The following is a 26,189-nucleotide window of genomic DNA, read 5'->3' on the forward strand; positions in this document are numbered from 1 at the left end:
GCCATGGTCGGGATTGATTGTGACCGGTCTGACGCCTTCGCGGGCAAGCCTCGCTCCTGCAACATCAAAAGCATCGCCAACCCTTGTAGGAGCGAGGCTTGCCCGCGAAGAGCCCTTACAGCTTGAGCTGCCCGATCGCCTTGTTCAACTCCCCAGCCAACGCTGCCAAATCATTACTGGTCGTCGCCGAATCCACCGTTTGCTGCACGGTGTTCTCAGTCACGTCCCGAATACTCACCACCGCCCGGTTCATTTCTTCCGCGACCTGACTCTGCTGCTCGGCCGCCACCGCAATCTGGGTATTGCTTTCGCGCATCTGTGCCACCGCGCTGGTGATTTGTGCCAGCGCGACACCAGCCTCTTGGGCCTGTTGCACGCAGTCGTCAGCCTTGAATGAGCTTTCCTGCATGAAGTCCACCGCGTCCCGAGTCCCGGCCTGCAGCGCGGAGACCATGATCGTGATCTCGTCGGTCGAAGTTTGCACGCGCTTGGCCAGGTTGCGCACTTCATCGGCGACCACCGCAAAGCCACGGCCCATGTCGCCGGCGCGGGCCGCTTCGATCGCCGCATTCAGGGCCAGCAGATTGGTCTGCTCGGCAATGCTGTGAATCACGCCGACCACGCCGTTGATTTTCTGACTGTCCTCGGCCAGGCGCTGGATCATCTCGGCCGTCTGCTGCACGCCGCTGGACAACCCGGCGATGGATTTCTGTACCCGGCTGACCACTTCCTGCCCGCTACCGGCCAAGGTATCGGCGGTTTGCGAGAGGTCGCGGGTCGCGCCGGCATGCTGGGCGATGTGATAGACAGTGGCGGTCATTTCGTTGATCGCCGTGGCGGCCTGATCGGTTTCGCTTTGCTGGCCGAGCATGCCGTGACGCACCTCGTTCATGCTTGAGGCCAGTCGTGCCGCGCCGACATCCAGTTGCCGGGCGGTGCTGGCAACGGTGTTGACTACTCGCTGGTATCCGGCCTGCATCGCGTTGAAGGCATTGGCCATCTGCCCGACCTCGTCCTTGCAGGCGAGCGGCACACGGGCTGACAGGTCGCCGGTTTTCTCGACGTGGAGCATCACATCTTTCAAGGTGTTGAGTTGGCTCAGCAGGAAGCGGATCAATAGCTGCGAAGCGGCCAGCATCGCCAGCATCAGGATGAACACCGCCACCGCGTAATTGGCGAAGCGTTCGCCAAACACCTGGCTCAGGCTCGGGCCATGGGCGATCACCGCGATCTGCTGACCGTCGGGGCGGGAGAACACCTCGGCGCCCATCAACGGGTTGTCGCCGAACAGCGGCATTGAATTGATCTTGACCCAGCCCCTGGCATCGGCCAGTTCCAGCACCGGCTGCTCGTTCAGCAACGGCGCCTGCCCGCGACTGTAGGTCAGCAGGTTATCGGCCTTGGGCAGCGGTTGTCCGGCAGGCCAGGCATTGAGCAAGCGAGCCTGCGCCTGAGCCGACACTTGAGAGGCGTGGCTGCGGGCCTGTTGTTCGAGCTGCACGGCGTACAGCACCAGCAAGAGGGTGGTGAAGAAGGCGACCGCATTGACCGCCCAGAATTTGTACTTCAGTGAGATGTTGCTAAGCCAGGCACCCATGGAGGTCTTCTCTGATAGCGGAAACAGCATTGGCAAGGTGCCAGCATTGTGCCGCTATGCAGGGATTCCGGACTTGATGTGGATCAACGATCAGCAACCCCCCTGTAGGAGCGAGCCTGCTCGCAATAGCGCCTTGCCAGTCACATTAATGTTGGATGTGCCGACGCCATCGCGAGCAGGCTCGCTCCTACAGGGGGATTTGTGGTTACCGGGGGATTGATGGCAGGCCGTAGAACGCGCGAGCGCAGGCGGTGGTGTGGGCGGCCAGATCCTCTTCCGCTTCCCCCCGATGCAACGCCACTTCCCGCAGCACTTCAGTCAAATATGCCGGTTCATTGCGACCGTTCTTCGGCTTGGGTCGCAAGCTGCGTGGCAACAGATACGGCGCATCGCTCTCCAGCATCAAGCGCCCGCGCTTGATCTCTTTCACCAACGGATGCAGATGCGTGCCCCGGCGCTCGTCGCAGATCCAGCCGGTGATGCCGATGTGCAAATCCAGATCGAGGTAGCTGAACAGCGCCTTCTTTTCCCCGGTGAAGCAATGCACCACCGCTGCCGGCAGCTGATCGCGGTAATCACGGAGAATTTCCAGCAGTCGCTGACTGGCATCGCGCTCATGAAGGAACACCGGCAATTGCAGCTCCACCGCCATCGCCAGGTGCTCTTCGAGGACTTTTTCCTGCTGGGGACGCGGCGAGAAATCGCGATTGAAATCCAGCCCGCATTCACCCACGGCTACCACGTTGGGTTCCTTGAGCAAACTGCGCAGGCGCTGGTCGCTGTCGGCGTTCCAGTCGCTGGCCGAATGAGGGTGAATGCCTGCGGTGGCGAACAGTCGCTGGGCCGTTTCGTCCAGTTGCCGGCAGAGCTCCAGCGCCTGCTCGCTGCCTTCGACACTGGTGCCGGTCAGGACCAATTGGCAGACCCCCGCGGCATACGCGCGATCGAGTACGGCCTGGTGCTTATCCGCAAAACTGGGGTTGGTCAGGTTGACGCCGATATCGATGAGTTGCATGGTGCTACCTCGGACCAAAGGCCGGAAAGCATATCAGAGCTGTAGATTTATAAGAAAAGCCAAGAACTACAACGAGTTAAGGCTGTCTCTTGATGCCGCGAGACACGCAGGGGTGGCCAGGGTGCCATCACTGTGCCAGTCTTTTGCACTTTGTCAGCGCTCAAGGCGCTCTGTTTCTGTCGTTCGATTTCATGAAAATTCATGAGGTCGGCCCAGTATTCTTTCCGGAGAGTGGATGACACGTCCCTCGATGTTGCTACTGCTGTGCTGTTCGTTGCTGCTGCCGATGCCGGCGGTCGCGCGTCTGGCCGGCCCGCTGCAAGCCGTGCCGGCGGCCAAGGTCCGTGACCTGGCGGAGATTCGCAGCAGTCGTGTGCTGCGGGTGCTAGTCAACCAGAGCCGCAACAGTTCCGGTGAAGTCCAGGGCCAGGCCATCGGCGTCGAATACCACCGCCTGCGCGCCTTCGAGCAATACCTCAACGGTCACGCCCGTGACGGGCAGGAAATAACCCTCAAGATCATTCCCAAAGGCAAGGACCAACTGCTCGGTGCCTTGCAACGCGGGGAGGGCGACCTGGTGGCGCCGGGGGAACTGCTCGATTTGCAACCGGGCCATGCGGTCAGCAGCAGTGAACCGATTGCCAGCAACATCCCGTTGGTGCTGGTGGGCATCAAGGGTGAGCGCCGTTACACCCGCGTCGAACAACTCTCGGGTAAGACCCTGGCGCTGCCCACCGGCAGCGCGGCTGGGGATGCGGTCAGTCAGATCAATTCAAAGCTGGCGCTGCACAAACTGGCACCGATGAAAATCGAATGGGTCGACCCCAGTCTGGCGGTCGAAGACGTTCTGGAAATGGTCCAGGGCGGGATCTTTCACCTGACCATCGTCGAGCAGCCGATTGCCGAGCGCTGGGGCAAGATCCTGCCCAAACTACGTCTCGATAAGCAGGTGTCGATCAGCGATCCGGGTGAAGAGTTCTGGTTCGTGCGACGCGACGCTTCGATGCTGCGCGCGAGCATCGATCGCTTCCTGACGACCTACAAGAAGCCGTCGGACCAGGATGCGGCGTTCCTGCGCATCTATCGACGTCTGTATCAAGTGCACTATCCATTGGCCAAGGCTGATCGGCAGCGTCTGGAAAAACTTCGCCCGGTGCTGCAAAAGCACGCAGATGCCCAGGGCATGGACTGGCTGAACCTGGCAGCACTGGCGTTTAAGGAGTCTGCCCTGCAACCCAACGCCCGAAGCGGCAGCGGACCCACCGGCCTGATGCAGATCACCCCGTCCGCCGCCCAGCGCGTCGGGGTCAACAACATTCAGAACCTCGACGCCAATGTGCAGGCCGGGGCCAAGTACCTGGCAATGATCCGACGCAAGTTCTTCGCAAGCCCCAAACTCAACGAGCGCGAGCGCATGGCGTTTGTGCTGGCGGCTTACAACATGGGGCCGGAGCGGGTGCAGGGCATGCGCGCCGAAGCCCGACGCCGAGGCCTGAATCCCAATCAGTGGTTCTTCCAGGTCGAGCGCATTGCAATGGAGCAGGTGGGAATGGGTGCCGTCAGCTATGTTAATAGCGTGAACAAGTATTACCTGGCGTTCGATCGTGAGAGGGAATCGTTGGAGCCTCAGGGGCAGAAAGTTGCCTCACGGAAATGATCGGCTAAACTGATTGTTATGTCGCAAATAATGCGCTTTTAACATTTGTTTTATCGATTAGTATGACGGCCAACCAACACACAATCACTATGGATGACACAGCATGAGCACACTGATCAACAAGGTACTGTTTACCCGCGCTGGCTACGGTTTGACCGTTCTGCGAATCTTCGTCGGCATCATCTTTGCTGCTCACGGTGCGCAGAAACTCTTCGGCATGTTCGGTGGCTACGGCATAGCCGGCACCGCGCAGTACATGGAAAGTCTGGGTCTGGCACCGGGTCACCTGATGGCGATCCTGTCCGGTGGTACCGAGTTCTTCGGCGGTCTGGCCCTGATCATAGGTCTGCTGGTACGTCCGGCAGCACTGGGGCTGACCTTCCTTTCGCTGGTCGCCATTTTTACCGTGCACATCAGCCACGGCCTGTTCATGACCAACAACGGTTATGAATTCGCCCTGGCCTTGCTCGGCGGCAGCATCGCGGTACTGATCGAGGGTGCCGGCAAACTGTCGGTAGACCGCGCGATCGCTGACTGACCGCTCTGGCTCAACGAAAAGGCCCGCATTGCGCGGGCCTTTTTGTTGCGCGTCATTCTTGACACTGTCCGGTCAGCTTCTCTAGGATGCTGCTCATGCGCCGATTTAAACAGCTACTTGCGGGGCGCCAGGTAACTCATCCAGTTGCCGATAGAAGCTAGTAACAGGCTTCGAAATACCGCTAAAGCGCTGGTTCGGTGTTGCCTCTCACCTGCCATGCAGACTTTTGAGGCAGAGACACGACCCAATGAATGCACTAAGCCCCGTTGTACGCCCCGCGCCGATCACGGCACACCTCACCCAGCGCAACCCCAAAATCCTGCTTGGCGGAAAACATCAGCCGACGCTCCTGCGTTATCTCGATGGCTGGCCACGTCGTACCGGCGGCCCTGCAGCGTTCCTGATCCAGTTTGTCGAAGACGGTGAATCACTGGCGCGGTTTGCCAGCGACAGTTTTGATCTGGCGGTGATTCAATCGCCCAGCGTCGAAGAGGCGCCAGAGGTGATCAGGCAGCTGACCCGGGTTGCCCGGCAAGGTTTGATCACGCGCCGCTGAAGCTTTAGAGATACTCGATCGCCACGATATACACGCACTGTTCACCGGTGGGTGTCTGGACCCGAACCTCGGCGTCCAGCGCCTTGCCGATCAACGCGCGGGCGAGCGGCGAGTCGATGCTGATCAGGCCCAGTTTCAAGTCCAGCTCATCCGGCCCGACAATACGATAGCGTGACTCTTTGCCGTCTTCATCTTCGATGGTGACCCAGGCGCCGAAGTAGACCTTGTTCGGGTCGCTTGGCTTCTCGCTGACAACCTTCAGTGCTTCGAGACGCTTGGTGAGAAAGCGCACGCGACTGTCGATTTCGCGCAGCATCTTTTTGCCGTAGGTGTACTCGGCGTTTTCCGAACGATCGCCCTGTGCCGCTGCCTCGCTGACCGATTGCGTCACCTGAGGCCGACGGACATGCCAGAGCTCATGAAACTCGGCCCGCATCCGCGCTTCACCTTCCGGGGTGATCAGCGCGGTGCCTGCGGGGCGGGGAGGGCGATAACGGCTCATGGCAACTTCTTGTGAGGGGAGAGTCTTGAGTCTATCAACCCTCGCGCAACACTGTCAGGGGGCTGGCGTTCAGCGCGCGACGGGTACCGAATACACCGGCGCCGCCGATCAACACTGCGCCAATCAACGGCAACACCAACAGCCACGGATGTGGATGCCACGGCAGGTCGAAGGCGTAGCGATAAAGCACCAGGCTCACCAGTTCTGACCCCAACGCCGCCAACAGGCCACTGACCGCGCCGAGCAAACCAAACTCGATCCGCCGCGCCTTGACCAGCAATTGCCGTTCGGCCCCCAGTGCTCGCAGCAGCGCGCCTTGGCGAATGCGCTCATCGAGGGTCGCCTGCAAGCCCGAGAACAACACCGCCATCCCCGCCGCCAATACAAACAGCAGCACGTATTCTACGGCCAAGGTGACTTGAGCGAGGATGCTGCGCAGCTGCTCCAGCAAGGCTTCGACTTGCAGGATGGTGACCGCCGGGAAGGCCCTGGACAGGTCGACAATCTGCTGGTCGTGACCCGCCGCCAGATAGAAACTGGTCAGGTAGGTCGCCGGCAAATCCTTCAACGTGCCAGGCTGGAAGATCATGAAAAAGTTCGGCTGGAAGTTGTCCCAGTTGATCTCCCGCAGACTGGTGACTTTCGCTTCGCGATTGGCTCCGCCGACGGTAAAAACCATGTGATCGCCAAGCTTGAGCTTCAGGCTTTCGGCGACCTTGCCTTCCACCGACACGCCAGGAACGTCATCGGCTGGCTGTTCGCTCCACCAGTTGCCCGCTGTGAGCTTGTTGCCCGCCGGAAGGTCCGCGGCCCAGGTCAGGCTCAGGTCGCGCTGGATAGCCCGGTCACCCGCCGAATCCTTGCTGACGATTTCCTGTACCGGCTCGCCGTTGATGCTGATCAGTCGTCCCGGCACCACCGGGTACAGCGGCGCCGATTGGGCTGACAGCTCGATCAGTCGATCGGTGAAGGCCTGTTTGTCGGCGGGCAGGATGTTCAGGGCGAAATAGTTCGGTGCGTTTTTCGGTAACTGGTTCTGCCAGGTGTCCAGTAACTCGCCACGCAGCAAAGCGATCAGCGCCATCGACAACAGGATCAAACCGAAGGCCAAGGCTTGTCCCGCAGCCGCCAGCGGATGACGCAGCAGTTGGCCTAGCCCGAGGCGCCAGGGCAATGAAGCGCGTGCCAGCATCCGACGCAAGCTTTTGAGTAGCAGCAACAGCAACCCGCCGAGTATGACCGCCGCGATCACGCCGCCGCCGAGCAGGGCGAAGGTCAGCACCAGGTCGAGGCTCAGGCGCCACATGATCAGGCCGAGGGCGCCCAGCGCAGCGCCATAGACCATCCAGGTGCTGGAAGGAATCGGCAGCATGTCTCGACGCAGCACCCGCAGTGGCGGAACTCGACCGAGTGCAGCCAGTGGCGGCAGGGCAAAACCGGCCAAGGCTACCAGCCCGGTGCCGATCCCGGCGATGGCAGGAAACAGACCGCCCGGAGGTACGTCGGTTGGCAACAAATCATGCAGCAACGCGAACAATCCAAGCTGTGCAAGCCAGCCGAGGAGCGCGCCGCCGAGGCTGGCGAGCAGGCCAAGTACCGTCAGCTGCAAACTGAACAACACCATGGTTTCCCGACGCGACAGACCCAGGCAACGCAGCAAGGCACTGGCGTCGAATCGGCGAGTGGCGAAGCGTGTTGCCGACAGCGCCACCGCCACGCCGGACAGCAGAACCGCCACCAGGCTGGCCATGTTCAGGTAACGCTCGGCCTTGCCCAGCGCACCGCCGATCTGTCGGTTGCCGTCGCGAGCATCCTGGATGCGCTGGTTGGCAGCCAGGCCGGGTTTGATCAGTTGACGGTAGGTTTCCAGTGCCTCGGCTTTACCGCGCCAGAGTTCGCGGTAACTGACCCGGCTGCCGGGTTGCACCACGCCGGTTGCGGCGAGGTCGCTGAGGTTGATCAGCACCCGTGGCGTGAGGCTGTAGAAATTGCCGGCACGGTCCGGTTCGTAAGTCAGGACGCGGGCCAGTTTCAGAGTGCGCAGACCGACATCGATGCTGTCGCCGATCTTCAGGTCGAGCGCGGTCAGCAGTCGCGCTTCGACCCAGGCTTCGCCGGGTTTGGGGCCGCCACCGGCTTCTTCCGGGGCGAAGGGCGCCGGGGCGCTTTTCAGTTCGCCGCGCAGCGGATAAACGTCGTCGGCGGCCTTGATGCTGGACAGCTGGATGCCGTTGTCGGTGGCGATGACACTGGAGAACTCCACTACTTGAGCGTGTTCGAGTCCCAGTTCCGTGCCACTTTTGATCTGTTCCGGACGCGCGGGAGAACTGCCTTCAAGCAACAGGTCGGCGCCGAGAAATTCGGTGGCGCGCAACATCATGGCGCCGTTCAGGCGGGCACCGAAGTAACCGATGGCGGTACTCGCCGCCACGGCAACCACCAGGGCGAAGAACAACACGCGCAACTCACCGGCGCGGGCGTCGCGCAGGAGTTGGCGGATGGCAAGGCTGAACAGGCGCAACAGCGGCAGGCGTGCCATCAAGGCTCCAGAGGGGCGACCAGCAGGCCGGCTTCAAGGCGGATCAGGCGCCGGCAGCGATGTGCCAGGCGTTCGTCGTGGGTCACCAGCACCAGGGTCGTGCCGCGTTCCTGGTTGAGTTCGAACAGCAAGTCGCTGATGCGCTCGCCGGTGTGGCTGTCGAGGTTACCGGTGGGCTCATCGGCGAACAGCACATCGGGTTCTGCGGCAAACGCACGGGCAATCGCAACGCGCTGCTGCTCGCCGCCGGAGAGCTGGCGGGGTGAGTGGGTCAGACGCTGGCCCAGGCCAACGCGCTGGAGCAATTGAGTGGCACGTTCGCGGGCATCTTTGCGGCCGTCGAGCTCCAGCGGCAGCATGACGTTTTCCAGTGCGTTCAGGCTGTCCAGCAGTTGAAACGACTGAAACACAAAACCCACATGCTCGGCCCGAATGCGCGCCCGTTGGTCTTCATCGAGATTACTCAGGCTCTGGCCGGCGAGGGTGACTTCACCGCTGCTCGGCAGATCGAGGCCGGCGAGCAGGCCCAGGAGAGTGGATTTGCCGGAACCGGAGGCGCCAACGATGGCCAGGCTGTCGCCCTTGTTCAGTTCCAGGCTGAGTTCGTGCAGGATAGTCAGTTCACCTTCCGCGCTGGGAACCACTTTGCTGAGGTTCTTCGCGGTGAGAATGCTTGCGCCCATGGAGAATCCGATGCGTGTGTGGTTTTTGAGTGCTGGCCTGGCCTTGATGTGCATGGCCCAGAACGCAGCGGCGGGTACTGTCCTGATCGTTGGCGATAGTATCAGCGCCGGTTTCGGCCTGGATACCCGCTTGGGGTGGGTGTCGCTGCTTGAGCAACGGCTCAAGCGCGAAGGTTTCGACGATAAGGTGGTCAATGCCTCCATCAGCGGCGACACCAGTGCCGGAGGCCAGGCGCGCCTGCCTGCGCTGCTTGCAGAGCATAAGCCTGAGCTGGTGATCCTCGAATTGGGCGGCAACGATGGCCTGCGCGGAATGCCCCCAGCTAATTTGCAACAAAACCTTGCGTCGATGATCGACAGCTCCAGAGACAGTGGCGCCAAGGTGCTTTTGCTCGGCATGCAGTTGCCACCCAACTACGGAGTTCGTTATACCGAGGCTTTTGCGAAGGTCTACAGCGCACTGGCCGAAGAGAAAAACATCCCGCTGGTACCGTTTTTTCTCGACGGCGTGGGCGGTCATCCGGACTTGATGCAGGCCGACGGATTGCACCCGGCTGCGGGCGCTCAGGACAAGTTGCTGGAAAATGTCTGGCCGACACTGAAACCGCTGCTTTGACGCTTTTCTAGCGGCGGTGTTTCGGCTAAGGTGGCGCCCCCGATTTGGAGCCCCCGATGCCGCGTCCTGCCTGGTCCCTTTTTGCCTACCAACTGATCGAGCCTGACGAACAGCTGGATCTGTTCGCCTGCCAGGAAGTGCGGGTGCATCTGGTGACCCGTCAGCTGGAGCTGGGCGGCTCGGCCGATCGAACCTTGTGCGGCAGTCTGCTGCCCGCGCAACCGCGCTGGTCGAGTGTCGACCGCCGGGTGTTCCAGGACCAGCGCCTGTGTTCGCTGTGCCGGGCCATTCTCGAATCGCAGAAGCGCGGCACCTCGCCGATCTGGCCGGAACTGCGTTTCGAGCTTTAGAAGCCGATAGATTGCTTGCTATCGGTCAACTCCCCGATTTTCCAGATGCCAGTGTACAATCGCGTTTTTATACCCTTGTCGATCATGCGAAGGATTTTCCGGATGTTGCCGCGTTTTCCTGCCGTCACCCGCTGCCTGTCTCTTGCCGCCCTTTGTGTGGCGGGCCCCGTAGCCGCATTGGAGCTGCCCCTGCCACCGCCCGGTGAAGACATCATCGGTCAGGTACAAGTGATCAAGGCCAAGTACGAAGACACCTTCGCCGACCTCGGCACCACTTACGATCTGGGCTATTCGGAAATGGTCGCGGCCAACCCTGGCGTCGATGCATGGTTGCCGGGCGCTGGCACCGAGATCGTCCTGCCGACGCGTTTCATCCTGCCACCGGGTCCGCGCGAAGGCATCGTCATCAACCTGGCCGAGTACCGCCTCTACTACTTCCCGAAAGGCCGGAACGTGGTGTACACCTTCCCGCTGGGTATCGGCCGTGAAGGCTGGGGCTCGCCGATTGCCCATACCAGCATCATCGCCAAGACGCCGAATCCGACCTGGACCCCTCCAGCGTCGATCAAGGCCGAGCACGCCGCTGATGGCGATCCGCTGCCGAACGTCGTGCCGGCAGGCCCGGACAATCCACTGGGGCCGTTCAAATTCACCTTGGGCACGCCGGGCTACCTGATCCACGGGTCTAACAAGAAGTTCGGCATCGGCATGCGCACCAGCCACGGCTGCTTCCGCATGTTCAACAACAACGTGCTCGAAATGGCGGGCATGGTGCCGGTCGGGACGTCGGTGCGCATCATCAACGACCCTTACAAGTTTGGCGTCAGTGGGGGCAAGGTGTATCTGGAAGCGCACACCCCGCTGGACGACAACGGCAACCCGTCGGTGGTCGACAAGCACACCGCGGTGATCAACGCGATGCTCAAGCGCGAGGACATCACCAACAACCTGCGCATGAATTGGGATGTGGTGCGTGACGTGGTTGCCGCTGAAGATGGCTTGCCGGTTGAAATCGCAGTGCCGAACGCTTCTACGTCGATGGTGACGAGTGCGCCGATCGATCCGCTGCAGTAAGGCTTGAAAAGAACCCGCCGACGCAGGCCGCGTCGGCGGGTTTTTTATGGCCGGCAGGAAACACCGGGCAAAAAAAAGCCGACCCAAAAATGGGTCGGCTTGATAACAACCCCGAAGGATTATTACTTGCGGCTAGCTTTGTCCAGCATGCGCAGAGCACGCTCGTTAGCTTCGTCAGCAGTCTGTTGTGCTTTTTGAGCAGCAGCCAGAGCTTCATCAGCTTTACGGTAAGCTTCGTCTGCACGAGCCTGGGAGCGAGCTGCTGCGTCTTCAGTAGCAGTCAGACGTGCTTCGGTTTCTTTCGATACGCTGCTGCAACCGGTAGCCAGAACTGCGGCCAGAGCCAGAGCAGAGAATTTCAGAACGTTGTTCATCGTGTTCCCCTTCAAGGACTTTCTATTAAGTAGCTGTCTCCTCAGAGTGAGGAAATAGCCGGCGTACATACTACCCATTACTTCTAGTAAGTAAACTGACGTGTAGCAAGAAGCAAAAAAAATTGTAGGCGTTGATTCTTTTTCGAGCAACTTTTAACTGCGTTGTTTAAAAAATATCCAGCCAGGAGGCCCGAGATGAGCGAGCCGCCTAAAAAAGTTCCGTGCACTCACCGCTGTTTTTCTCATTCTTGGCTAAAGTCTGTCTATATGGATTCGTCCATACTTTTGTTCGGATTTTGCGCCGTGGCTCTCATAATCTTTATCCATCTTGATGGTGACTTTAAGAGCGCGCGTTCGTCTTAAGTCTCAACATCCGGCAATGTTCAGGCTATCGACCCGCAGATATCTCCGGTCGAGCCGTCCCTGCGTCACCCGGAGCAGCACCCGCCACTGAGCGCGATGACGAGCGTACCTTGAGCATTTCTGCCAATGGTGCCTACTATTTGATACGTGCTCGGTTGTGCGAGATCGGTGCCGCTCTTCTCGGTGTCCATTCAGGCACGAGGTGGCGTAGATGTTCCTTCGCCGGAAAAACATCGGTAAGGTAGGGGTCAGAATTCAAGACCCGCGAGGAGTAGTGATGAGCGAGGCGTTGTCCATCCACCATGACCAGGCTGGTCATCAGTTCGAGACCAGTGTGGACGGTCATCGTGCCTACCTGACCTATATGGATCTGGGGAAACAGACCCTGGATATCTATCGCACCTTTGTGCCCAACGCGCTGCGTGGTCGCGGCATTGCGGCAGCCTTGACCGAGAAGGCGTTGGAGTACGCTGAGGAAATGGGTTACACCGTCATTCCATCGTGCTCTTACGTCGAGCGCTACATGGAGCGTCACCAGCGGCATGCCGCCAAGCTGAGCCAGTAACCTTAAAATACGAACACAAAAAAACGCCGGGTTTAGCCCGGCGTTTTTGTGTGCGGCGAAACGTGATCAGGTGCGAGCGCGTTTGGGCAGCACATCCTTGAGCTTGGCGTGCATGCTGCGCAAGGTATTTTCGGTAGCGGACCAATCGATGCAGGCATCAGTGATCGACACGCCGTATTGCAGGTCGGCGAGGTCTTTCGGAATAGCCTGGCAGCCCCAGTTCAGATGACTTTCGACCATCAGGCCGATGATCGACTGGTTGCCTTCGAGGATCTGGTTGGCGACGTTCTCCATCACCAGCGGTTGCAGGGCCGGGTCCTTGTTGGAGTTGGCGTGGCTGCAATCGACCATGATGTTCGGCTTGATCTTCGCCTTGTTCAACGCTTGCTCGCAGAGCGCGACGCTGACCGAATCATAGTTCGGCTTGCCGTTGCCACCGCGCAGGACCACGTGGCCGTAGGCGTTGCCCTTGGTGGTGACGATCGACACGCCACCTTCCTGGTTGATACCCAGGAAGCGGTGAGGGCTGGAAACTGATTGCAGGGCGTTGATAGCGACCGTCAGGCCGCCGTCGGTGCCGTTCTTGAAGCCGACTGCCGAGGACAGGCCGGAGGCCATTTCACGGTGAGTCTGGGATTCGGTGGTGCGCGCGCCGATGGCCGACCAGCTGATCAGGTCCTGCAAATATTGCGGGGAGATCGGGTCGAGGGCTTCAGTTGCGGTCGGCAGGCCCATTTCGGCCAGGTCCAGCAACAATTGACGACCGATGTGCAGACCGTCCTGAATCTTGAACGAGTCGTCCAGGTACGGGTCGTTGATCAAGCCTTTCCAGCCGACGGTGGTGCGTGGCTTCTCGAAATACACGCGCATGACCAGATACAGGGTATCGGACACTTCAGCCGCAAGCGCCTTCAGGCGCTCGGCGTATTCGTGGGCAGCCTTGATGTCGTGGATCGAGCAAGGCCCGATGACAACAAACAGGCGGTGGTCGGTGCCATCAAGAATATTGCGAATGACTTCACGGCCCTTGGTGACAGTGCGCAGGGCAGCGTCGCTCAGAGGGATGTCACGCTTTAGCTGATCGGGAGTGATCAGGGTCTCGTTGGAAGCGACGTTTAGGTCGTTGATCGGTAAATCAGCCATCGTTTACTCGTCAGGTCACGGGTGCCGGCCGCCAGCGAACCCGCGCGGCGGAGCACAGCAAATTAAGCGCGTCGGGGAGCCGAACCTTAGCGCGTTACGCGCCTGCTCGACAATGGGCAGACGCTGGTTTTAGGGGCATTCTCACTAATTGAGAGCGTTGCCTAACCCAGCGCAGGCTGTGCAAATGCCTTGCGAACCGTGTCGTGAGAGAACTCGTCGGCATGCTGCTGGACCCAGTCGAGTGCCAGGGCCTGAATATCCTGCAGGTCATCGTGTGCGTCACGCAGGCGGCAATAACGTTCGATCTGGCAAACCTGCTCGCCCATTCGCGCACTGAACAGCATCTGTTCGTCGACGAAGGCAATGCCCACCAGGTAACCGCGTTTGCGTCGCAGGCACCAGGCCACATAGCCCAGATAGCGCAAATCGGGATTCAACGTTGGCATGCGCACTTCCAGCGCCGTACCGTGGCGCCAGGCGCGGTGGTAATTGCAAGCCATGCCGCCGAGGCTGATAGTGTGCAGCCGTTGCCGCGAAATGCACTCATGCTTGAGCAACGTTAACTCGACGGGCACATCGTCAGGGTGAGGTAAAAAACGTCCCATGAACACAAACTCCCTGTGTCGGCCATTTGACATTGTTCCCCCCAGTATAGTGGTCGAATTGCAACTGACTGATTTCGACGCCGACCAGCGGCTGCTGGCGATGAGCGGTGTGTCGCTGGTGATTTTCACCAGTGTCGGCTGCGCCAGTTGCCGTTTTGCCCGCGAGCAATTGCCAGGACTCGATCTGATGATCGACCGGCTGTGCTGGATCGATGCCGGAGACAATGGCGGGCTGGTCGAGCGTTATCAGGTTTTTCATTTGCCGGCGCTGTTTGTAGTGCGCGACGGCGAGTTTTTCGGGGCAGTACAGTCGCGCCTGACCAGCACCGGGCTCAATGAAGCCGTGCGCCAGGCGCTCAGTCGACATGCAGAGGAGTTGCCATGATGGGGGCAGTTGCCAAACCGACAATCGGTATTATCGGAACCGGCGCGATCGGCGGGTTCTACGGGGTGATGCTGGCGCGTGCCGGGTTCGATGTGCACTTCTTGTTGCGCAGTGAGTTTGCAGCGGTCGCCGAACGCGGGCTGCACGTTGACAGTGCGGTGCATGGCGCATTGACGCTGAACCCGGTCCAGGCCTATTCGTCTGCTGAGGACATGCCCGCTTGTGACTGGTTGTTGGTCGGCGCAAAAACCACCAGCAACGCGGACCTCGCGCCCGCCATCATCCAGGCCGCCGCGCCGAATGCCAATGTCCTGCTGTTGCAAAATGGCCTGGACGTCGAAGACAGCTTGCGTGAGTTACTTCCCGATTCCCTGCACCTGCTCGGCGGGCTGTGTTTTATCTGCGTCCATCGCGAAGGGCCTGGCGTCGTAACCCATCAAGCGCTCGGCGCGGTGAACGTTGGCTACCACAGCGGTCCCGCAGCCGATGAGCAGGCGCGAATGACGATTGTCGAGGAGGGCGCCGGACTGTTCCGCGCGGCCGGCATCGACTCACAGGCCATGCCGAATCTGCACCAGGCACGCTGGCAAAAGCTGGTCTGGAATATCCCTTACAACGGCCTGTCGGTTCTGCTTGGGGCTAGCACCACGCCGTTGATGGCCGATGCCGACAGCCGGGAACTGATCCAGGCGCTGATGGCCGAAGTGGTTCAGGGGGCAATCGCTTGCGGTCACGACATACCGGCCGGGTATGCCGAGCATTTGTTCAAGGTGACCGAGAAAATGCCCGATTATTGGCCAAGCATGTACCACGATTTTCTGCACAAACGACCGCTGGAACTGCAGGCAATTTACGCGCGACCTCTGGCGGCGGCCAAGGCGGCGGGTTGCGAATTACCGCGAATCGAGGCCTTGTATCGCGGCTTGAGTTTTATCGATCGACGCAACACGTAAGTCGATCAACCTGAGGGGGAAGGGCATGGCAAAGACTATCGACGACAGACTGGTGCTGGCGATCTCGTCGCGAGCGCTATTCAACCTGGACGAAAGCCACAAGGTTTATGAGTCGAGCGGCGTCGAAGCCTACCGGCAATATCAGATCGAGCACGAAGACGAAATCCTCGCGCCCGGGGATGCGTTTCCGTTGGTGGAGAAACTGCTCAATCTGAACGCCAGCCTCGGTCGGGCCCGGGTCGAGGTGATTCTGGTATCGCGCAACAGCGCCGACACCGGCCTGCGCGTATTCAACTCGATTAATCATTATGGCCTGGCGATTTCCCGCGCGGCGTTCGTTGGCGGGCGCAGTCCTTATCCGTACCTCAAGGCCTTTGGCTGCGACCTGTTTCTCTCCACCCACGCCGAAGACGTGCGCAGCGCGCTGGATGCCGGATTTGCTGCAGCAACCATTCTGTCGGGCGGTGCCAGCCGTGCAGCCAGCGATGAATTGCGCATCGCCTTTGACGGTGATGCCGTACTGTTTTCAGACGAGTCCGAGCGGATCTATCAGTCTGGCGGCCTGGAAGCGTTCCAGGCCAGCGAACGCGAATCGGCCCGCGAGCCTTTGCGCGGAGGTCCGTTCAAAGGCTTCCTCGCCGCCCTCAATCTGTTGCAACGCGAGTTTCCCGATGACGCCTGTCCGATCCGCACCGCTCTGGTGACGGCGCGGTCGGCGCCAGCCCATGAGCGGGTGATTCGTACCTTGCGCGAGTGGGACATTCGTCTGGACGAGTCGCTGTTTCTTGGTGGGCTGACCAAGTCGGCGTTTCTCGAAGCGTTCGCCGCCGATGTGTTTTTCGACGACCAGGCCGGACATTGTGAACTGGCCCGCGAAGTGGTCGCCACCGGCCACGTGCCCCACGGCATCAGCAACGAGCAAAAAGTTTAAGCCCGCCGTTCAACACGTTACGCCGCACGTCGCACTCGCCAAGGCACTGCTAAGCTGAATCAAATCTCCGCCATGTTGGCACGCGAGGAGGTCATATGATTCATTCGATGCTGTATGCCACGGACCTCGGGCTGTACGCACCGTTGGTGATGCAGCATGCCTTGGCGCTGGCGCGGACATTCAATGCTGACTTGTATGTGGTGCACGCCGTTGAACCCATGGGGTTGTTTGCCGAATCGGTGCTGCAGAGTTACCTCGATGAGCAGGCCTTGAACGAGTTTCACAGTCAGGGCTTAAATACGGTGATCGCCAATATCGAGCAGCGGGTGCTCGACAGCTTTCGTGAAGAGTTGGGGGATGAAGGGGAGCAGGATCTGGAGCGGATCAAAGCGGTGCGGGTGCTGCAGGGTGACCCGTCACAGGTGATTCTCGACCAGGCGCAGAAACTCTCCGTGGATTTGTTGATCGTAGGTAGTCATAGCCATGGTGCAGGTGCGGAAACACCCCTGGGCCGGACCGCTGCGCGGGTATTGCAACTGTCTCGGGTGCCGGTTTATCTGGTGCCGCTGGTTGAACGTCGCCGCCAAGGGGATCGCTAGAACAACAGATAGTGGCAATTTGACAAAAAAGTTCTAGATTTATTCTTCGAACCATTAATATAGTTATATATCGTCGCTGATGCCCGTGGCGTCTACCTTGCTTTGAGGGATTCATATGAAGCTTCAACAACTGCGCTACATCTGGGAAGTGGCGCACCACGACCTCAACGTTTCCGCTACGGCCCAAAGCCTTTACACCTCGCAACCGGGCATCAGCAAGCAGATCCGTCTGCTGGAAGACGAACTGGGCGTCGAGGTTTTTGCCCGCAGCGGCAAGCACCTGACCCGCGTCACCCCAGCCGGCGAGCGCATCATCACCACCGCCGGCGAGATCCTGCGCAAGGTTGAAAGCATCAAGCAGATCGCCCAGGAATTCTCCAACGAGAAGAAAGGCACCCTGTCGATCGCCACTACGCACACTCAGGCACGTTATGCCTTGCCGCCGGTGATCAGCAATTTCATCAAGCAGTACCCGGACGTTGCCCTGCACATGCACCAGGGTTCGCCGATGCAAATCGCTGAAATGGCCGCTGACGGCACCGTGGATTTCGCCATTGCCACCGAAGCCCTGGAGCTGTTCGGCGACCTGGTGATGATGCCGTGCTACCGCTGGAACCGCTGCGTGGTCGTGCCTCAGGGCCACCCGCTGACCAAAGTGTCCAAGCTGACTCTCGAAGCCTTGGCCGAATACCCGATCGTGACTTACGTGTTCGGTTTTACCGGCCGTTCGAAGCTCGATGAAGCCTTCAGCCATCGCGGCCTGACGCCGAAAGTGGTGTTCACCGCGGCCGACGCCGACGTGATCAAGACTTATGTTCGTCTGGGCCTGGGTGTGGGCATCGTGGCAAAAATGGCAGTCGATGCCAAACTCGACAGCGATCTGGTCATGCTCGATGCCAGCGACCTGTTCGAATCCAGCATCACTAAAATCGGTTTCCGTCGTGGCACCTTCCTGCGTGGTTTCATGTGCGACTTCATCGAGAAGTTCGCGCCGCACCTGACCCGCGAAGTCATGGCCAAGGCCATTCAGTGCCACAACAAGCAGGAGTTGGAAGAGCTGTTCGACGGCGTCGAACTGCCGGTCCACTGATCCCTTTTAAATCACCTCGGTAACAGCAAACTGTTGCCGAGCGCCCGCCACCAGAATCTCTACCTCGTCCCCTTCGAACTTGCCCAGCAGGCTTTTACCCAGCGGTGAGCGAGGGGTGATGACGGTGATCATCTGTCCGACCATATCGACTTTCAGACCCGCCGCGTCAGGCGCCAGAAACAGCCACTGCTCACGACCCTTTTCGTCTTCCAGGCCGAGCAGGGCGCCCACTTCGATCCCGCGTTGTGGGTCATACGGGCGCAAGGTCAGGTTTTGGCAAAGCACGAGTGACTGCCTGATTTCTTCGACACGCCTGGCTTGTCCGGCCGCCAGATAAGACGCTTCCAACCCCAACGTGTCGTACTTGTTTTCGGCGATGTTTTCTTCGTGGGTCGCGGTTTCGTAAGCGGTTTGCGCGGCACGTTCGGCGATGTCGAGATCAATCCGCAGCTTGTCGAGAATCAGTTGGTGGACGGTTTGCTTATTCATGATCAGTCGCAGAATTGCAGGACATTGGCGCGGCTTTTTTCGCTCGGAGCGGTCTGGTCCTGTTGCAGCCAGAACTGGCATTTCGGATTGGACAGGTTGCGACCGCTGCTGCGGGCCTGATCCATGCGTTGCTGCTGCTCGTTCTTGCGCAGGTTCTCTTCGTACTGTTCGAACAGCGGGCTTTGCGCCGGGATGTCCGGCACCGGCTGCACTACCACTGGCGGCTTGGCCAGTTGCTCTACAGCGGCTGCGACCGGCGCGAGTTGCTCGCTGAACAGCAGGCGCGAGGCGAGCCAGCAGGTCAGCGCAATTGCGAGGAATCCAAGCCACAGACCGAGGGCAATGCTGCCGGTCAATTGCAGCGCATTGAGCTGAATCGGCAACGGGCGGCGCGGGGCGGGACGGTAGGGCATGGCTGCCTCCTGGCGGGTGGTCGCGGGCAAATGGCGATTGTCGCACGAAGATTAATCGCCGTCGGCTCTTCTGCGTGAGGTAATTTATGCGGACAATCGGCGCCTTTGCCAACGGGAGCCTGGAATGCCTGAAATGCCTCAAGTGAAAAACCGCTGGCGCTGGGATATTTTTTGCACCGTGGTCGACAACTTTGGCGACATCGGCGTGACCTGGCGCCTGGCCCGACAGTTGGTGGCCGAGCATGCCGTGGCGGTGCGGTTGTGGGTCGATGACCTGCGGGCCTTTGAACGTATCTGTCCTGAAATCGACATCAGCGCCACGCAGCAATGGCAGCAGGGTGTGGAGGTGCGTCAGTGGCCCACCGAATGGCAACCCGCTGAAGCCGCAGATGTGGTGATCGCCGCGTTCGCCTGCCAGTTGCCGGGCCCTTACATGGACGCCATGGCTTCGCGGGAAAAGCCGCCGCTGTGGATGAACCTCGACTACCTGAGCGCCGAAGACTGGGTGATCGGTTGTCACGGTTTGCCGTCGGTGAAGTACAAGAATGTGCAGAAGTACTTCTTCTTTCCGGGGTTCCAGAAAGGCACGGGCGGCTTGCTGCGTGAAAGCGGTTTGCTTGAACGTCGCAGGCAGTTTCAGCAAGACCCCGAGGCGCAGCGAGCATTCCTGCAAGGCCTTGGGATTGATCGCGCGCCCAATGCCCAACTGATCTCGCTATTTGCCTACGAAAATAGCGGCTTGGCCAGTTGGCTGGACGTGATGGCCGTCGATTCGACACCCACGCATCTGTTGGTGCCCGAAGGCCGGATTCTCGGGGATGTCGCACGCTGGCTGGGCGTCGACGGATTGGCCGCCGGTGCGTTGCATGTGCGAGATCAATTGACCGTACAAATCCTGCCGTTCGTCCGACAGGATCAATACGATCACGTGCTTTGGTGTTGCGATTTCAACGCCGTGCGCGGTGAAGATTCCTTTGTCCGCGCACAATGGGCAGGGCGGCCGCTGCTCTGGCACATCTATCAGCAGGACGAAGACATCCACCTGGACAAGCTCGACGCCTTCCTGACGCTGTACACGAAAGGCCTGTCCGAGCCTGCCGGCGAGGCGATCAGCGGTCTTTGGCGTGCGTGGAATGCGGGTCATGATATGTCCGACCACTGGCTTGCGACCCGTAAACACTGGCCGGAGCTGCAAAAACACGCCGAGACGTGGTGTCTGGAACAGGCCTTGCAGGCCGATCTTGCCGCGGCGCTGGTACAGTTTTATGTAAATTGGATATGATACGCGGCCTAGATTTTTGTAAATCCCATCCAAATTCGGATATTCGCAATGAAAACTGGTAAAGAACTGAAACCCGGTACCGTGATCCGTCTCGAAAACGATCCTTGGCTGGTTCAGAAAGCTGAATTCACCAAATCCGGTCGTAACAGCGCGATCATGAAGACCAAGCTGAAAAACCTGCTGACCGGTTACAAGACCGAGATCGTTTACAGCGCTGACGACAAACTGGACGACGTAATCCTCGACCGCAAAGAAGCGACCCTGTCCTTCATCAGCGGCGACACCTACACGTTCATGGACACCACTGACTACACCATGTACGAGCTGAACGCTGAAGACATCGAAGCCGTTCTGCCTTTCGTTGAAGAAGGCATGACCGATGTTTGCGAAGCGATCTTCTTCGAAGAGCGTCTGGTTTCCGTAGAACTGCCGACCACTATCGTGCGTCAGGTTGACTACACCGAAGGTTCTGCTCGCGGTGACACTTCCGGCAAGGTAATGAAGCCTGCCAAACTGAAGAACGGTACCGAGCTGTCGGTTGCTGACTTCATCGAAATCGGCGACATGATCGAGATCGATACCCGCGAAGGCGGTTCCTACAAAGGCCGTGCTAAATAAGCACAGCTTCAGGAATGAAAAAGCCCGACCATTGAGTCGGGCTTTTTTGTGCCTGTCTGAAACACCCGCCCCTGTAGGAGCGAGGCTTGCCCGCGAAGGCGTCGTGTCATTCAACATCGATGTCGACTGACACGACGCTTTCGCGGGCAAGCCTCGCTCCTACAGGGGGCGGTGTTATTTCAGGTGTTGCTTGAGTTCTTCGGACGCTTGCAGCATCGCCGACCGTACCGCCGGCACCTGGCTCACTACGTTAAGCAAGCCGTAGTCGTGAATCATCCCGTTGTAACGAACCGATGTGACCGGCACACCCGCCTCGTCGAGTTTGCGGGCATAGGCTTCACCTTCATCGCGCAACACGTCGGCACCGGCTGTCTGCACCAGCGCAGGCGGTAAGCCCTTCAGTTGCGCGGTGGTGGCCCGCAGCGGCGAGGCGTAGATCTCGTTACGTTGTTTGGCGTCGGTGGTGTAGTTGTCCCAGAACCACTTCATCATGTTTTTGGTGAGGAAGTGACCCTCGGCAAACTGGTTGTAGGACGCGGTTTCGAAGCTGGCATCGGTCACCGGCCACAGCAGCACCTGGAACTTGATCGCCGGCGTGCCCTTGTCTTTGGCCATCAGTGCAACCACGGCTGCCATGTTGCCACCCACGCTGTTGCCGGCCACGGCCAAGCGTTTGCCGTCGACGTTGATCTCTTTACCGTGCTCGGCCACCCATTTGGTCGCGGCGTAAGCCTGGTTGATCGCCACCGGATAGTGCGCTTCCGGGGAAGGGGTGTAATTGACGAACACCGCTGCTGCACCCGACCCCGTCACCAGGTCGCGAACCAGACGTTCGTGGGTCGGGAAATCTCCCAGCACCCATCCGCCGCCGTGGAAGAACATGAACACTGGCAGCTCGCCCTTGACACCGGCCGGCCGGACGATGGTCAGGCTGAGCGGTTGGCCGTCGACCTGGATGGTCTTCTCGCTGACATCGGCTTTTGGCAGCGTCAGTTTCACCGAGGCTTGCGCACCCACCAGCACCGCACGGGCTTCTTTGGGGGTGAGTTGTTCCATCGGTTTGCCGGTGCCGGCATTCAGAACGTCGAGGAACGCCTGGGTGTTGTGTTCAACCCCATCACCTGCGAACGCGTTACTGATGGACATAGCGAGAAGGGTGCCGGTCAAGACTTTGCTGAAAGTGTTCATGTTCATTTCCTGTTCGGGCCTGGTAGTCGGCGGTTAGACGGTGACGTGCAGGCGCACATCGACGTTGCCACGGGTCGCGTTCGAGTACGGGCAGACTTGGTGAGCCGCCTCGACCAGGCTTTGCGCGTCGGCTTGTTCAAGACCTGGCAGGCTGATGTGCAGGTCGATGTCCAGGCCGAAACCGCCAGGGATCTGGCCGATGCCGACATGGGCGGTGATCGACGCGTCGTTCGGGATGCTGCGTTTGGTCTGGCTGGCGACGAATTTCAGCGCGCCGATGAAGCAGGCGGAGTAGCCGGCGGCGAACAATTGCTCAGGGTTGGTCGCTGCGCCGCCGGCACCACCGAGTTCTTTCGGGGTGGCGAGTTTGACGTCGAGGATGTTGTCACTGGAAACCGCACGACCGTCACGGCCGCCAGTGGAGGTTGCGATTGCGGTGTAGAGAGTTTGCATGGTGTGAGCCTCGTTCAGATTTGATTTATTTGCGCTAAATGTTTGCGCGCTAAGTAAGTGCGAGATGAATGTATCGCGCTAATAGTTAGCGCGCAATATAAATTTTTGAAAAAGTTTTGGTTTGGAGGAGTGCGCGGGTTGGAGGTGTTGAGTTAGAGCGGTCGCGGCAGGATTTTTAGCGGAAGATTTTTTTCGAAGGAAGCACCCCGATCAACTGGGACACCACAAAACAAATGTGGGAGTGAGCCTGCTCGCGATGACGGAGTGTCAGTCAGTATCAATGCTGAATGACACACTGCAATCGCGAGCAGGCTCGCTCCCACAGGGATTTGGGGGATTAAAGGCTGTCTTGCAGATTGCTGCGCAGTTCCTGCAGCTCCGCTTGCAGTTTTTGCAATCTCTCAAGCGTCATTCCGCTTGCACCGAGGATGCACTGGGGAATGCTGCGTGCCTTGTCGCGCAACGCACGGCCCTGTTCGGTCAGCTCGACGATCACCACCCGTTCATCCTCTCGGCTGCGGGTGCGACTGAGCAATCCTTCGACCTCCAGGCGTTTGAGCAAGGGGGTCAGTGAGCCGGGGTCTGTCAGCAGTCGCGTGCTGATTTCGCCTACGGGCAGCCCGTCCCGCTCCCACAACACCATCATCGCCAGATACTGCGGATAGGTCAGGCCCAGCGCTTGCAGCAACGGCTTGTAGACCTTGGTCATCAGCAGCGAGGTGGAATGCAGGGCGAAACAAGCCTGATTATCCAGCAGCAGCGGGTCGCAGTTATCCGGGGTGGTGCGTTCGGTGGTCATTTCAAAGCCTTGATCAGTGATCGTCATGAATCTAGCGGGCGAATCTTTAATGCACCAGACAATTCTAGACTAATGCCGGTCCAGGGTGTTTTGCAGTGCCAGGTCCCACGGCGGAATCGGGCTGAAGCGGGTTTTCAGATACTCCAGCAACAAGCGGCTTCGGGAGTTGGGTTGTTGCTCAAGACGTAATGCATAGATGCCGGTGGTCTCCGGTGGAGGCAAGCCGTTTTCACAAAACAGCGGCAGCAACTCGCCACGCAAAAGGTACTCGCTGGCCAGCCAGGTCGGCAAATGCGCGATGCCCAGCCCCGCCAACGCCCCACAGACCAGTGCTTCGGCATTGTTGGCACTCATGCGGATGCGCGCCGGGCGATGCAGGTGCAGGTGCCCGTCGCGCTCAAAGCGCCAGGCAAAGGGTGGGGCCAGGCCGTCCCAGTCAAGGCCGTCATGTTCGATCAACTGCGTCGGTTCGGTCGGGACGCCGCGGCGTTTCAGGTATTGCGGGCTGGCACAGGCAATGCGCACCATACTTGCCAGCGGCGTGGCCACCAGACGGGTGTCGGCCATTTGACCTGCGCGCAGCACCAGATCCACCTTCCCCAGGTTCAGCCCCTGCATGTCGACAAAACTGTCGATCAAATGCAATTGCACGTCGAGGCCCGGATAGAGCATCAGGAAGTCGGCAATCACCGGCGCCAAGTGCCGTCGGCCGAACGCCGCTGGCGCATCGATGCGGATCAAGCCCTCCGGCGCACTGCTCAGGGATACGGCTTCGGCGCGGGCCAGGCGCAGTTCCGCCACAATCCGTCGCGCCCGTTCGGCGAACGCCAGGCCAGCAGGAGTAGCACGCACCGCGTGGGTGCTGCGAATGAACAACTGGCTACCGACTGCGTTTTCCAGGCTGTCGATACGTCGCGCCACCGCCGAAGGCGTCAGCGGATGTCGCCGGGAGGCCGCGGAAAAGCTCCCCGTTTCCAGCACATCAAGGAACAGGCCGAGTTGATCGGTCAATTGATTCGGATTCATGGTGTATCAGCGCTTGTGCGAAGTTGGCACAGCCATTGTGCGTTGCTGTGCGTTTCCCTGCCAGCGCCGACTGCGTAGGATGAATGGCCTGATAAAAGGAAAATCGCCTGTGATTGAGTTTGTGATGTATCTGGTCTTCGGCGCCGCCCTGGGAACTCTCGGTGGGCTATTCGGCATTGGCGGTGGTTTGATCGCGATTCCGCTACTAGGCGTGCTGTTCGGTCTCGATCAGCAAATTGCCCAGGGCACGGCGTTGGTCATGGTGGTGCCCAACGTGATGCTGGCGTTGTGGCGCTATCACCAGCGCAACCGCATCGAAATGCGCCATGCACTGCCATTGGCCGCAATGGGCTTCTGCTTCGCCTGGATCGGGTCGATTTGGGCGGTAGGCATTGACGCGCAAACCATGCGCGTGGGGTTTGTTGCATTTCTGATTGCCCTGTCGACCTACAACCTGGTGCGCATGTTCACCGCCAACGCACCGGCCTCTGCACAAATGCGTTATTCCTGGCCATGGTTGGGCGTACTGGGCGCGGCATCCGGCACCATGGGCGGGTTGTTCGGGGTTGGCGGTGCGGTGGTGGCGACGCCGGTGCTGACCAGCCTGTTCGGCACCTCTCAGGTGGTGGCCCAAGGCTTGTCGCTGGCCCTGGCTCTGCCCAGCACCGGCGTCACACTGGTGACTTACGCCGTGCATCACCAAGTGGACTGGATGATCGGGTTGCCGTTGGCTGTCGGCGGGTTGATGAGCATCAGCTGGGGCGTGAAGATCGCCCACGCCATGCCGGAGCGGCTATTGCGCGGGTTGTTCTGCGGGTTCCTGGTGCTGTGCGCGGTGATGCTCGCGTTTAAAGTTTGAAGCCTTCGACGATGTGCTCGGCCAGGCACTCGGTGATCGGGGACGGGTTGTGCAGATTGCGCACCAGCATGATGCAGGCTTCCGGCAACAGCGGCAGGTCTTCGGCTTCTCCCAGGATGCGCATGTCCGGCGTGATCAGGCTTTCCAGTTGCGCAGTTACCGCGAGGCCCGCACTGACCACGGCCATTAACGCCGACAGGCTCGAACTGTTGTAGGCGATGCGGTAATCGCGCCCCATGGCGTCCAGCGCATTACACGCCCACAGCCTGCAGAAACAATCACTGTTGAACATCGCCAGGGGCAATGGCGTCTGCTCGTGGGCGTTGAAGCATTGTGCTTCGGCCCAGACGAAACGCTCCTTGCGCAGCAACTGGCCGATTTCAGTACCGGGCTCGCGGGTGACGATGGACAAGTCCAGGTCCTGGCGTTGCAACAGTTGTTTGGTTGATTCGCAGTGAACCTCGATCTGGATCAACGGGTAAAACTTGGCGAAACGCGACAGGATCCCCGGCAGGAAACGCATGACGTAATCGTCGGGCGTGCCGATGCGCACGGTGCCGACCATGTGCGGCTCGCGCAGGGTGTTGAAAACTTCGCTGTGGAGTTTGAGGATGCGCCGCGCGTAACCCAGCAATACCTGGCCCTCGGCAGTCAACTTGACCTGGCGTCCATCACGTTCGAACAGCTGGCGCTGCAACACGTCTTCTTCCAGACGCTTCATCTGCATGCTCACCGCTGACTGCGTGCGGTTGACCATTTCTCCGGCACGGGTAAAACCACCCTGGTCGGCAATGGCGACAAAGGTGCGTAGCACGTCAGTATCGATACTTGGGTACGCCGACATCCATCAATCTCCGAGATGGTTACCATCAGAAACATTCGTTGGATTGATCTTAGCGCTGAGGCGAGACTTGAGCCATCCCTAAA

At 59.7% G+C, this 26,189-nt stretch carries 30 protein-coding genes; 15 read left to right on the forward strand and 15 right to left on the reverse strand.

Annotation, left to right across the window (positions count from 1 at the left end):
• Positions 1-115 precede the first annotated feature (115 nt).
• Both JIO00_RS08720 and JIO00_RS08725 read right to left on the reverse strand, forming a co-directional pair.
• Positions 116-1,597: a methyl-accepting chemotaxis protein gene (locus JIO00_RS08720; RefSeq protein ID WP_172792449.1), complete on the reverse strand. Its 1,482-nt coding sequence runs from the start codon at positions 1,595-1,597 to the stop codon at positions 116-118.
• A 205-nt stretch (positions 1,598-1,802) separates the two neighbouring features.
• Entirely contained in the window at positions 1,803-2,612 is an 810-nt protein-coding gene (locus JIO00_RS08725; RefSeq protein WP_083374710.1) for a TatD family hydrolase, read from the reverse strand.
• A 235-nt stretch (positions 2,613-2,847) separates the two neighbouring features.
• Here JIO00_RS08725 and JIO00_RS08730 point away from each other — a divergent pair, with 235 nt between their 5' ends.
• The 3 genes from JIO00_RS08730 (at position 2,848) to JIO00_RS08740 (ending at position 5,363) form a co-directional block, all read left to right on the forward strand.
• A complete protein-coding gene (locus JIO00_RS08730; protein WP_077747922.1) occupies positions 2,848-4,269 on the forward strand; it encodes a transglycosylase SLT domain-containing protein in 1,422 nt (473 codons plus the stop codon).
• A gap of 103 nt (positions 4,270-4,372) precedes the next feature.
• Positions 4,373-4,807 carry a DoxX family protein gene (locus tag JIO00_RS08735; RefSeq protein WP_010461615.1) on the forward strand — a complete coding sequence of 145 codons (435 nt, stop codon included), beginning with the start codon at positions 4,373-4,375 and terminating at the stop codon, positions 4,805-4,807.
• Between the two features lie 247 nt (positions 4,808-5,054).
• Positions 5,055-5,363, forward strand: a complete 309-nt coding sequence (locus JIO00_RS08740; protein WP_010461613.1) for a hypothetical protein — start codon at positions 5,055-5,057, stop codon at positions 5,361-5,363.
• 4 nt (positions 5,364-5,367) lie between these two features.
• On the opposite strand, the gene greB is transcribed toward JIO00_RS08740, so the two are convergent.
• The 3 genes from greB to JIO00_RS08755 are packed head-to-tail and all read right to left on the reverse strand — an operon-like array spanning position 5,368 to position 9,087.
• Positions 5,368-5,865 (reverse strand): transcription elongation factor GreB, encoded by a 498-nt coding sequence (greB, locus tag JIO00_RS08745; protein ID WP_007943614.1) that lies wholly within the window; start codon positions 5,863-5,865, stop codon positions 5,368-5,370.
• 34 nt (positions 5,866-5,899) lie between these two features.
• A complete protein-coding gene (locus JIO00_RS08750; protein ID WP_077747920.1) occupies positions 5,900-8,404 on the reverse strand; it encodes an ABC transporter permease in 2,505 nt (834 codons plus the stop codon).
• Positions 8,404-9,087, reverse strand: coding sequence for an ABC transporter ATP-binding protein (locus tag JIO00_RS08755; protein WP_010461353.1), 684 nt, complete (start codon positions 9,085-9,087; stop codon positions 8,404-8,406). The genes JIO00_RS08750 and JIO00_RS08755 overlap by 1 nt, the downstream gene beginning before the upstream one ends.
• Positions 9,088-9,097: 10 nt before the next feature.
• On the opposite strand from JIO00_RS08755, the gene JIO00_RS08760 reads away from it, so the two are divergent.
• The 3 genes from JIO00_RS08760 to JIO00_RS08770 all read left to right on the forward strand — a co-directional run bounded on the left by JIO00_RS08760 (position 9,098) and on the right by JIO00_RS08770 (position 11,127).
• Complete coding sequence (locus tag JIO00_RS08760) at positions 9,098-9,703, forward strand: arylesterase (RefSeq protein ID WP_010461351.1); 606 nt, start codon at positions 9,098-9,100, stop codon at positions 9,701-9,703.
• 56 nt (positions 9,704-9,759) lie between these two features.
• Positions 9,760-10,053 carry a hypothetical protein gene (locus JIO00_RS08765; RefSeq protein WP_003226812.1) on the forward strand — a complete coding sequence of 98 codons (294 nt, stop codon included), beginning with the start codon at positions 9,760-9,762 and terminating at the stop codon, positions 10,051-10,053.
• Positions 10,054-10,155: 102 nt separating this feature from the next.
• A complete protein-coding gene (locus JIO00_RS08770) occupies positions 10,156-11,127 on the forward strand; it encodes a L,D-transpeptidase family protein (RefSeq protein ID WP_010461344.1) in 972 nt (323 codons plus the stop codon).
• Positions 11,128-11,249: 122 nt separating this feature from the next.
• Here the strand turns inward: JIO00_RS08770 and oprI are convergent, their stop codons facing one another.
• On the reverse strand, positions 11,250-11,501 hold the full coding sequence (gene oprI / locus JIO00_RS08775; protein ID WP_002553018.1) for an outer membrane lipoprotei OprI: 252 nt from the start codon (positions 11,499-11,501) through the stop codon (positions 11,250-11,252).
• A gap of 640 nt (positions 11,502-12,141) precedes the next feature.
• Here oprI and JIO00_RS08780 point away from each other — a divergent pair.
• Complete coding sequence (locus JIO00_RS08780) at positions 12,142-12,429, forward strand: GNAT family N-acetyltransferase (RefSeq protein ID WP_010461341.1); 288 nt, start codon at positions 12,142-12,144, stop codon at positions 12,427-12,429.
• Between the two features lie 66 nt (positions 12,430-12,495).
• On the opposite strand, the gene JIO00_RS08785 is transcribed toward JIO00_RS08780, so the two are convergent.
• Both JIO00_RS08785 and JIO00_RS08790 read right to left on the reverse strand, forming a co-directional pair.
• Positions 12,496-13,572 (reverse strand): 3-deoxy-7-phosphoheptulonate synthase, encoded by a 1,077-nt coding sequence (locus JIO00_RS08785; RefSeq protein ID WP_010461339.1) that lies wholly within the window; start codon positions 13,570-13,572, stop codon positions 12,496-12,498.
• Between the two features lie 161 nt (positions 13,573-13,733).
• The gene (locus JIO00_RS08790) at positions 13,734-14,177 is read right to left on the reverse strand and encodes a PilZ domain-containing protein (protein WP_010461337.1); all 444 of its coding nucleotides are present in this window, start codon (positions 14,175-14,177) and stop codon (positions 13,734-13,736) included.
• Here JIO00_RS08790 and JIO00_RS08795 point away from each other — a divergent pair.
• The 5 genes from JIO00_RS08795 to cysB all read left to right on the forward strand — a co-directional run bounded on the left by JIO00_RS08795 (position 14,176) and on the right by cysB (position 18,135).
• The gene (locus JIO00_RS08795) at positions 14,176-14,562 is read left to right on the forward strand and encodes a thioredoxin family protein (RefSeq protein WP_200667969.1); all 387 of its coding nucleotides are present in this window, start codon (positions 14,176-14,178) and stop codon (positions 14,560-14,562) included. The two genes, JIO00_RS08790 and JIO00_RS08795, sit on opposite strands and share 2 nt — an antisense overlap.
• Complete coding sequence (locus JIO00_RS08800) at positions 14,559-15,515, forward strand: putative 2-dehydropantoate 2-reductase (RefSeq protein ID WP_200667971.1); 957 nt, start codon at positions 14,559-14,561, stop codon at positions 15,513-15,515. The genes JIO00_RS08795 and JIO00_RS08800 overlap by 4 nt, the downstream gene beginning before the upstream one ends.
• Positions 15,516-15,540: 25 nt before the next feature.
• Positions 15,541-16,446, forward strand: a complete 906-nt coding sequence (locus JIO00_RS08805; RefSeq protein WP_200667973.1) for a 5'-nucleotidase — start codon at positions 15,541-15,543, stop codon at positions 16,444-16,446.
• Positions 16,447-16,541: 95 nt separating this feature from the next.
• On the forward strand, positions 16,542-17,045 hold the full coding sequence (locus tag JIO00_RS08810; RefSeq protein ID WP_010461329.1) for a universal stress protein: 504 nt from the start codon (positions 16,542-16,544) through the stop codon (positions 17,043-17,045).
• A 115-nt stretch (positions 17,046-17,160) separates the two neighbouring features.
• Positions 17,161-18,135 carry an HTH-type transcriptional regulator CysB gene (gene cysB / locus JIO00_RS08815; RefSeq protein ID WP_010461327.1) on the forward strand — a complete coding sequence of 325 codons (975 nt, stop codon included), beginning with the start codon at positions 17,161-17,163 and terminating at the stop codon, positions 18,133-18,135.
• A 6-nt stretch (positions 18,136-18,141) separates the two neighbouring features.
• On the opposite strand, the gene JIO00_RS08820 is transcribed toward cysB, so the two are convergent.
• Together JIO00_RS08820 and JIO00_RS08825 are read right to left on the reverse strand one after the other, a co-directional pair.
• The gene (locus JIO00_RS08820; RefSeq protein ID WP_010461326.1) at positions 18,142-18,624 is read right to left on the reverse strand and encodes a GreA/GreB family elongation factor; all 483 of its coding nucleotides are present in this window, start codon (positions 18,622-18,624) and stop codon (positions 18,142-18,144) included.
• Positions 18,625-18,626: 2 nt separating this feature from the next.
• Positions 18,627-19,037 carry a hypothetical protein gene (locus JIO00_RS08825; RefSeq protein ID WP_010461324.1) on the reverse strand — a complete coding sequence of 137 codons (411 nt, stop codon included), beginning with the start codon at positions 19,035-19,037 and terminating at the stop codon, positions 18,627-18,629.
• 124 nt (positions 19,038-19,161) lie between these two features.
• On the opposite strand from JIO00_RS08825, the gene earP reads away from it, so the two are divergent.
• The gene (earP, locus tag JIO00_RS08830) at positions 19,162-20,319 is read left to right on the forward strand and encodes an elongation factor P maturation arginine rhamnosyltransferase EarP (protein WP_010461321.1); all 1,158 of its coding nucleotides are present in this window, start codon (positions 19,162-19,164) and stop codon (positions 20,317-20,319) included.
• 48 nt (positions 20,320-20,367) lie between these two features.
• Positions 20,368-20,937, forward strand: a complete 570-nt coding sequence (locus tag JIO00_RS08835; RefSeq protein WP_007943632.1) for an elongation factor P — start codon at positions 20,368-20,370, stop codon at positions 20,935-20,937.
• Positions 20,938-21,111: 174 nt separating this feature from the next.
• On the opposite strand, the gene JIO00_RS08840 is transcribed toward JIO00_RS08835, so the two are convergent.
• The 4 genes from JIO00_RS08840 to JIO00_RS08855 form a co-directional block, all read right to left on the reverse strand.
• On the reverse strand, positions 21,112-22,125 hold the full coding sequence (locus JIO00_RS08840) for an alpha/beta hydrolase (protein WP_077747918.1): 1,014 nt from the start codon (positions 22,123-22,125) through the stop codon (positions 21,112-21,114).
• A 33-nt stretch (positions 22,126-22,158) separates the two neighbouring features.
• Positions 22,159-22,578, reverse strand: a complete 420-nt coding sequence (locus JIO00_RS08845) for an organic hydroperoxide resistance protein (RefSeq protein ID WP_010461312.1) — start codon at positions 22,576-22,578, stop codon at positions 22,159-22,161.
• A 337-nt stretch (positions 22,579-22,915) separates the two neighbouring features.
• Positions 22,916-23,377 carry a MarR family winged helix-turn-helix transcriptional regulator gene (locus JIO00_RS08850; RefSeq protein ID WP_200668615.1) on the reverse strand — a complete coding sequence of 154 codons (462 nt, stop codon included), beginning with the start codon at positions 23,375-23,377 and terminating at the stop codon, positions 22,916-22,918.
• 69 nt (positions 23,378-23,446) lie between these two features.
• Positions 23,447-24,403, reverse strand: coding sequence for a LysR family transcriptional regulator (locus JIO00_RS08855; RefSeq protein ID WP_010461308.1), 957 nt, complete (start codon positions 24,401-24,403; stop codon positions 23,447-23,449).
• 124 nt (positions 24,404-24,527) lie between these two features.
• Between JIO00_RS08855 and JIO00_RS08860 the strand changes: the two genes are divergently transcribed.
• A complete protein-coding gene (locus JIO00_RS08860; protein ID WP_042932884.1) occupies positions 24,528-25,262 on the forward strand; it encodes a sulfite exporter TauE/SafE family protein in 735 nt (244 codons plus the stop codon).
• Here the strand turns inward: JIO00_RS08860 and JIO00_RS08865 are convergent.
• Positions 25,252-26,106, reverse strand: coding sequence for a LysR substrate-binding domain-containing protein (locus tag JIO00_RS08865; RefSeq protein WP_010461304.1), 855 nt, complete (start codon positions 26,104-26,106; stop codon positions 25,252-25,254). The genes JIO00_RS08860 and JIO00_RS08865 overlap by 11 nt on opposite strands.
• Positions 26,107-26,189: the final 83 nt, after the last annotated feature.

Source organism: Pseudomonas sp. SW-3, from assembly GCF_016615645.1.
GTDB lineage: Bacteria > Pseudomonadota > Gammaproteobacteria > Pseudomonadales > Pseudomonadaceae > Aquipseudomonas > Aquipseudomonas mandelii.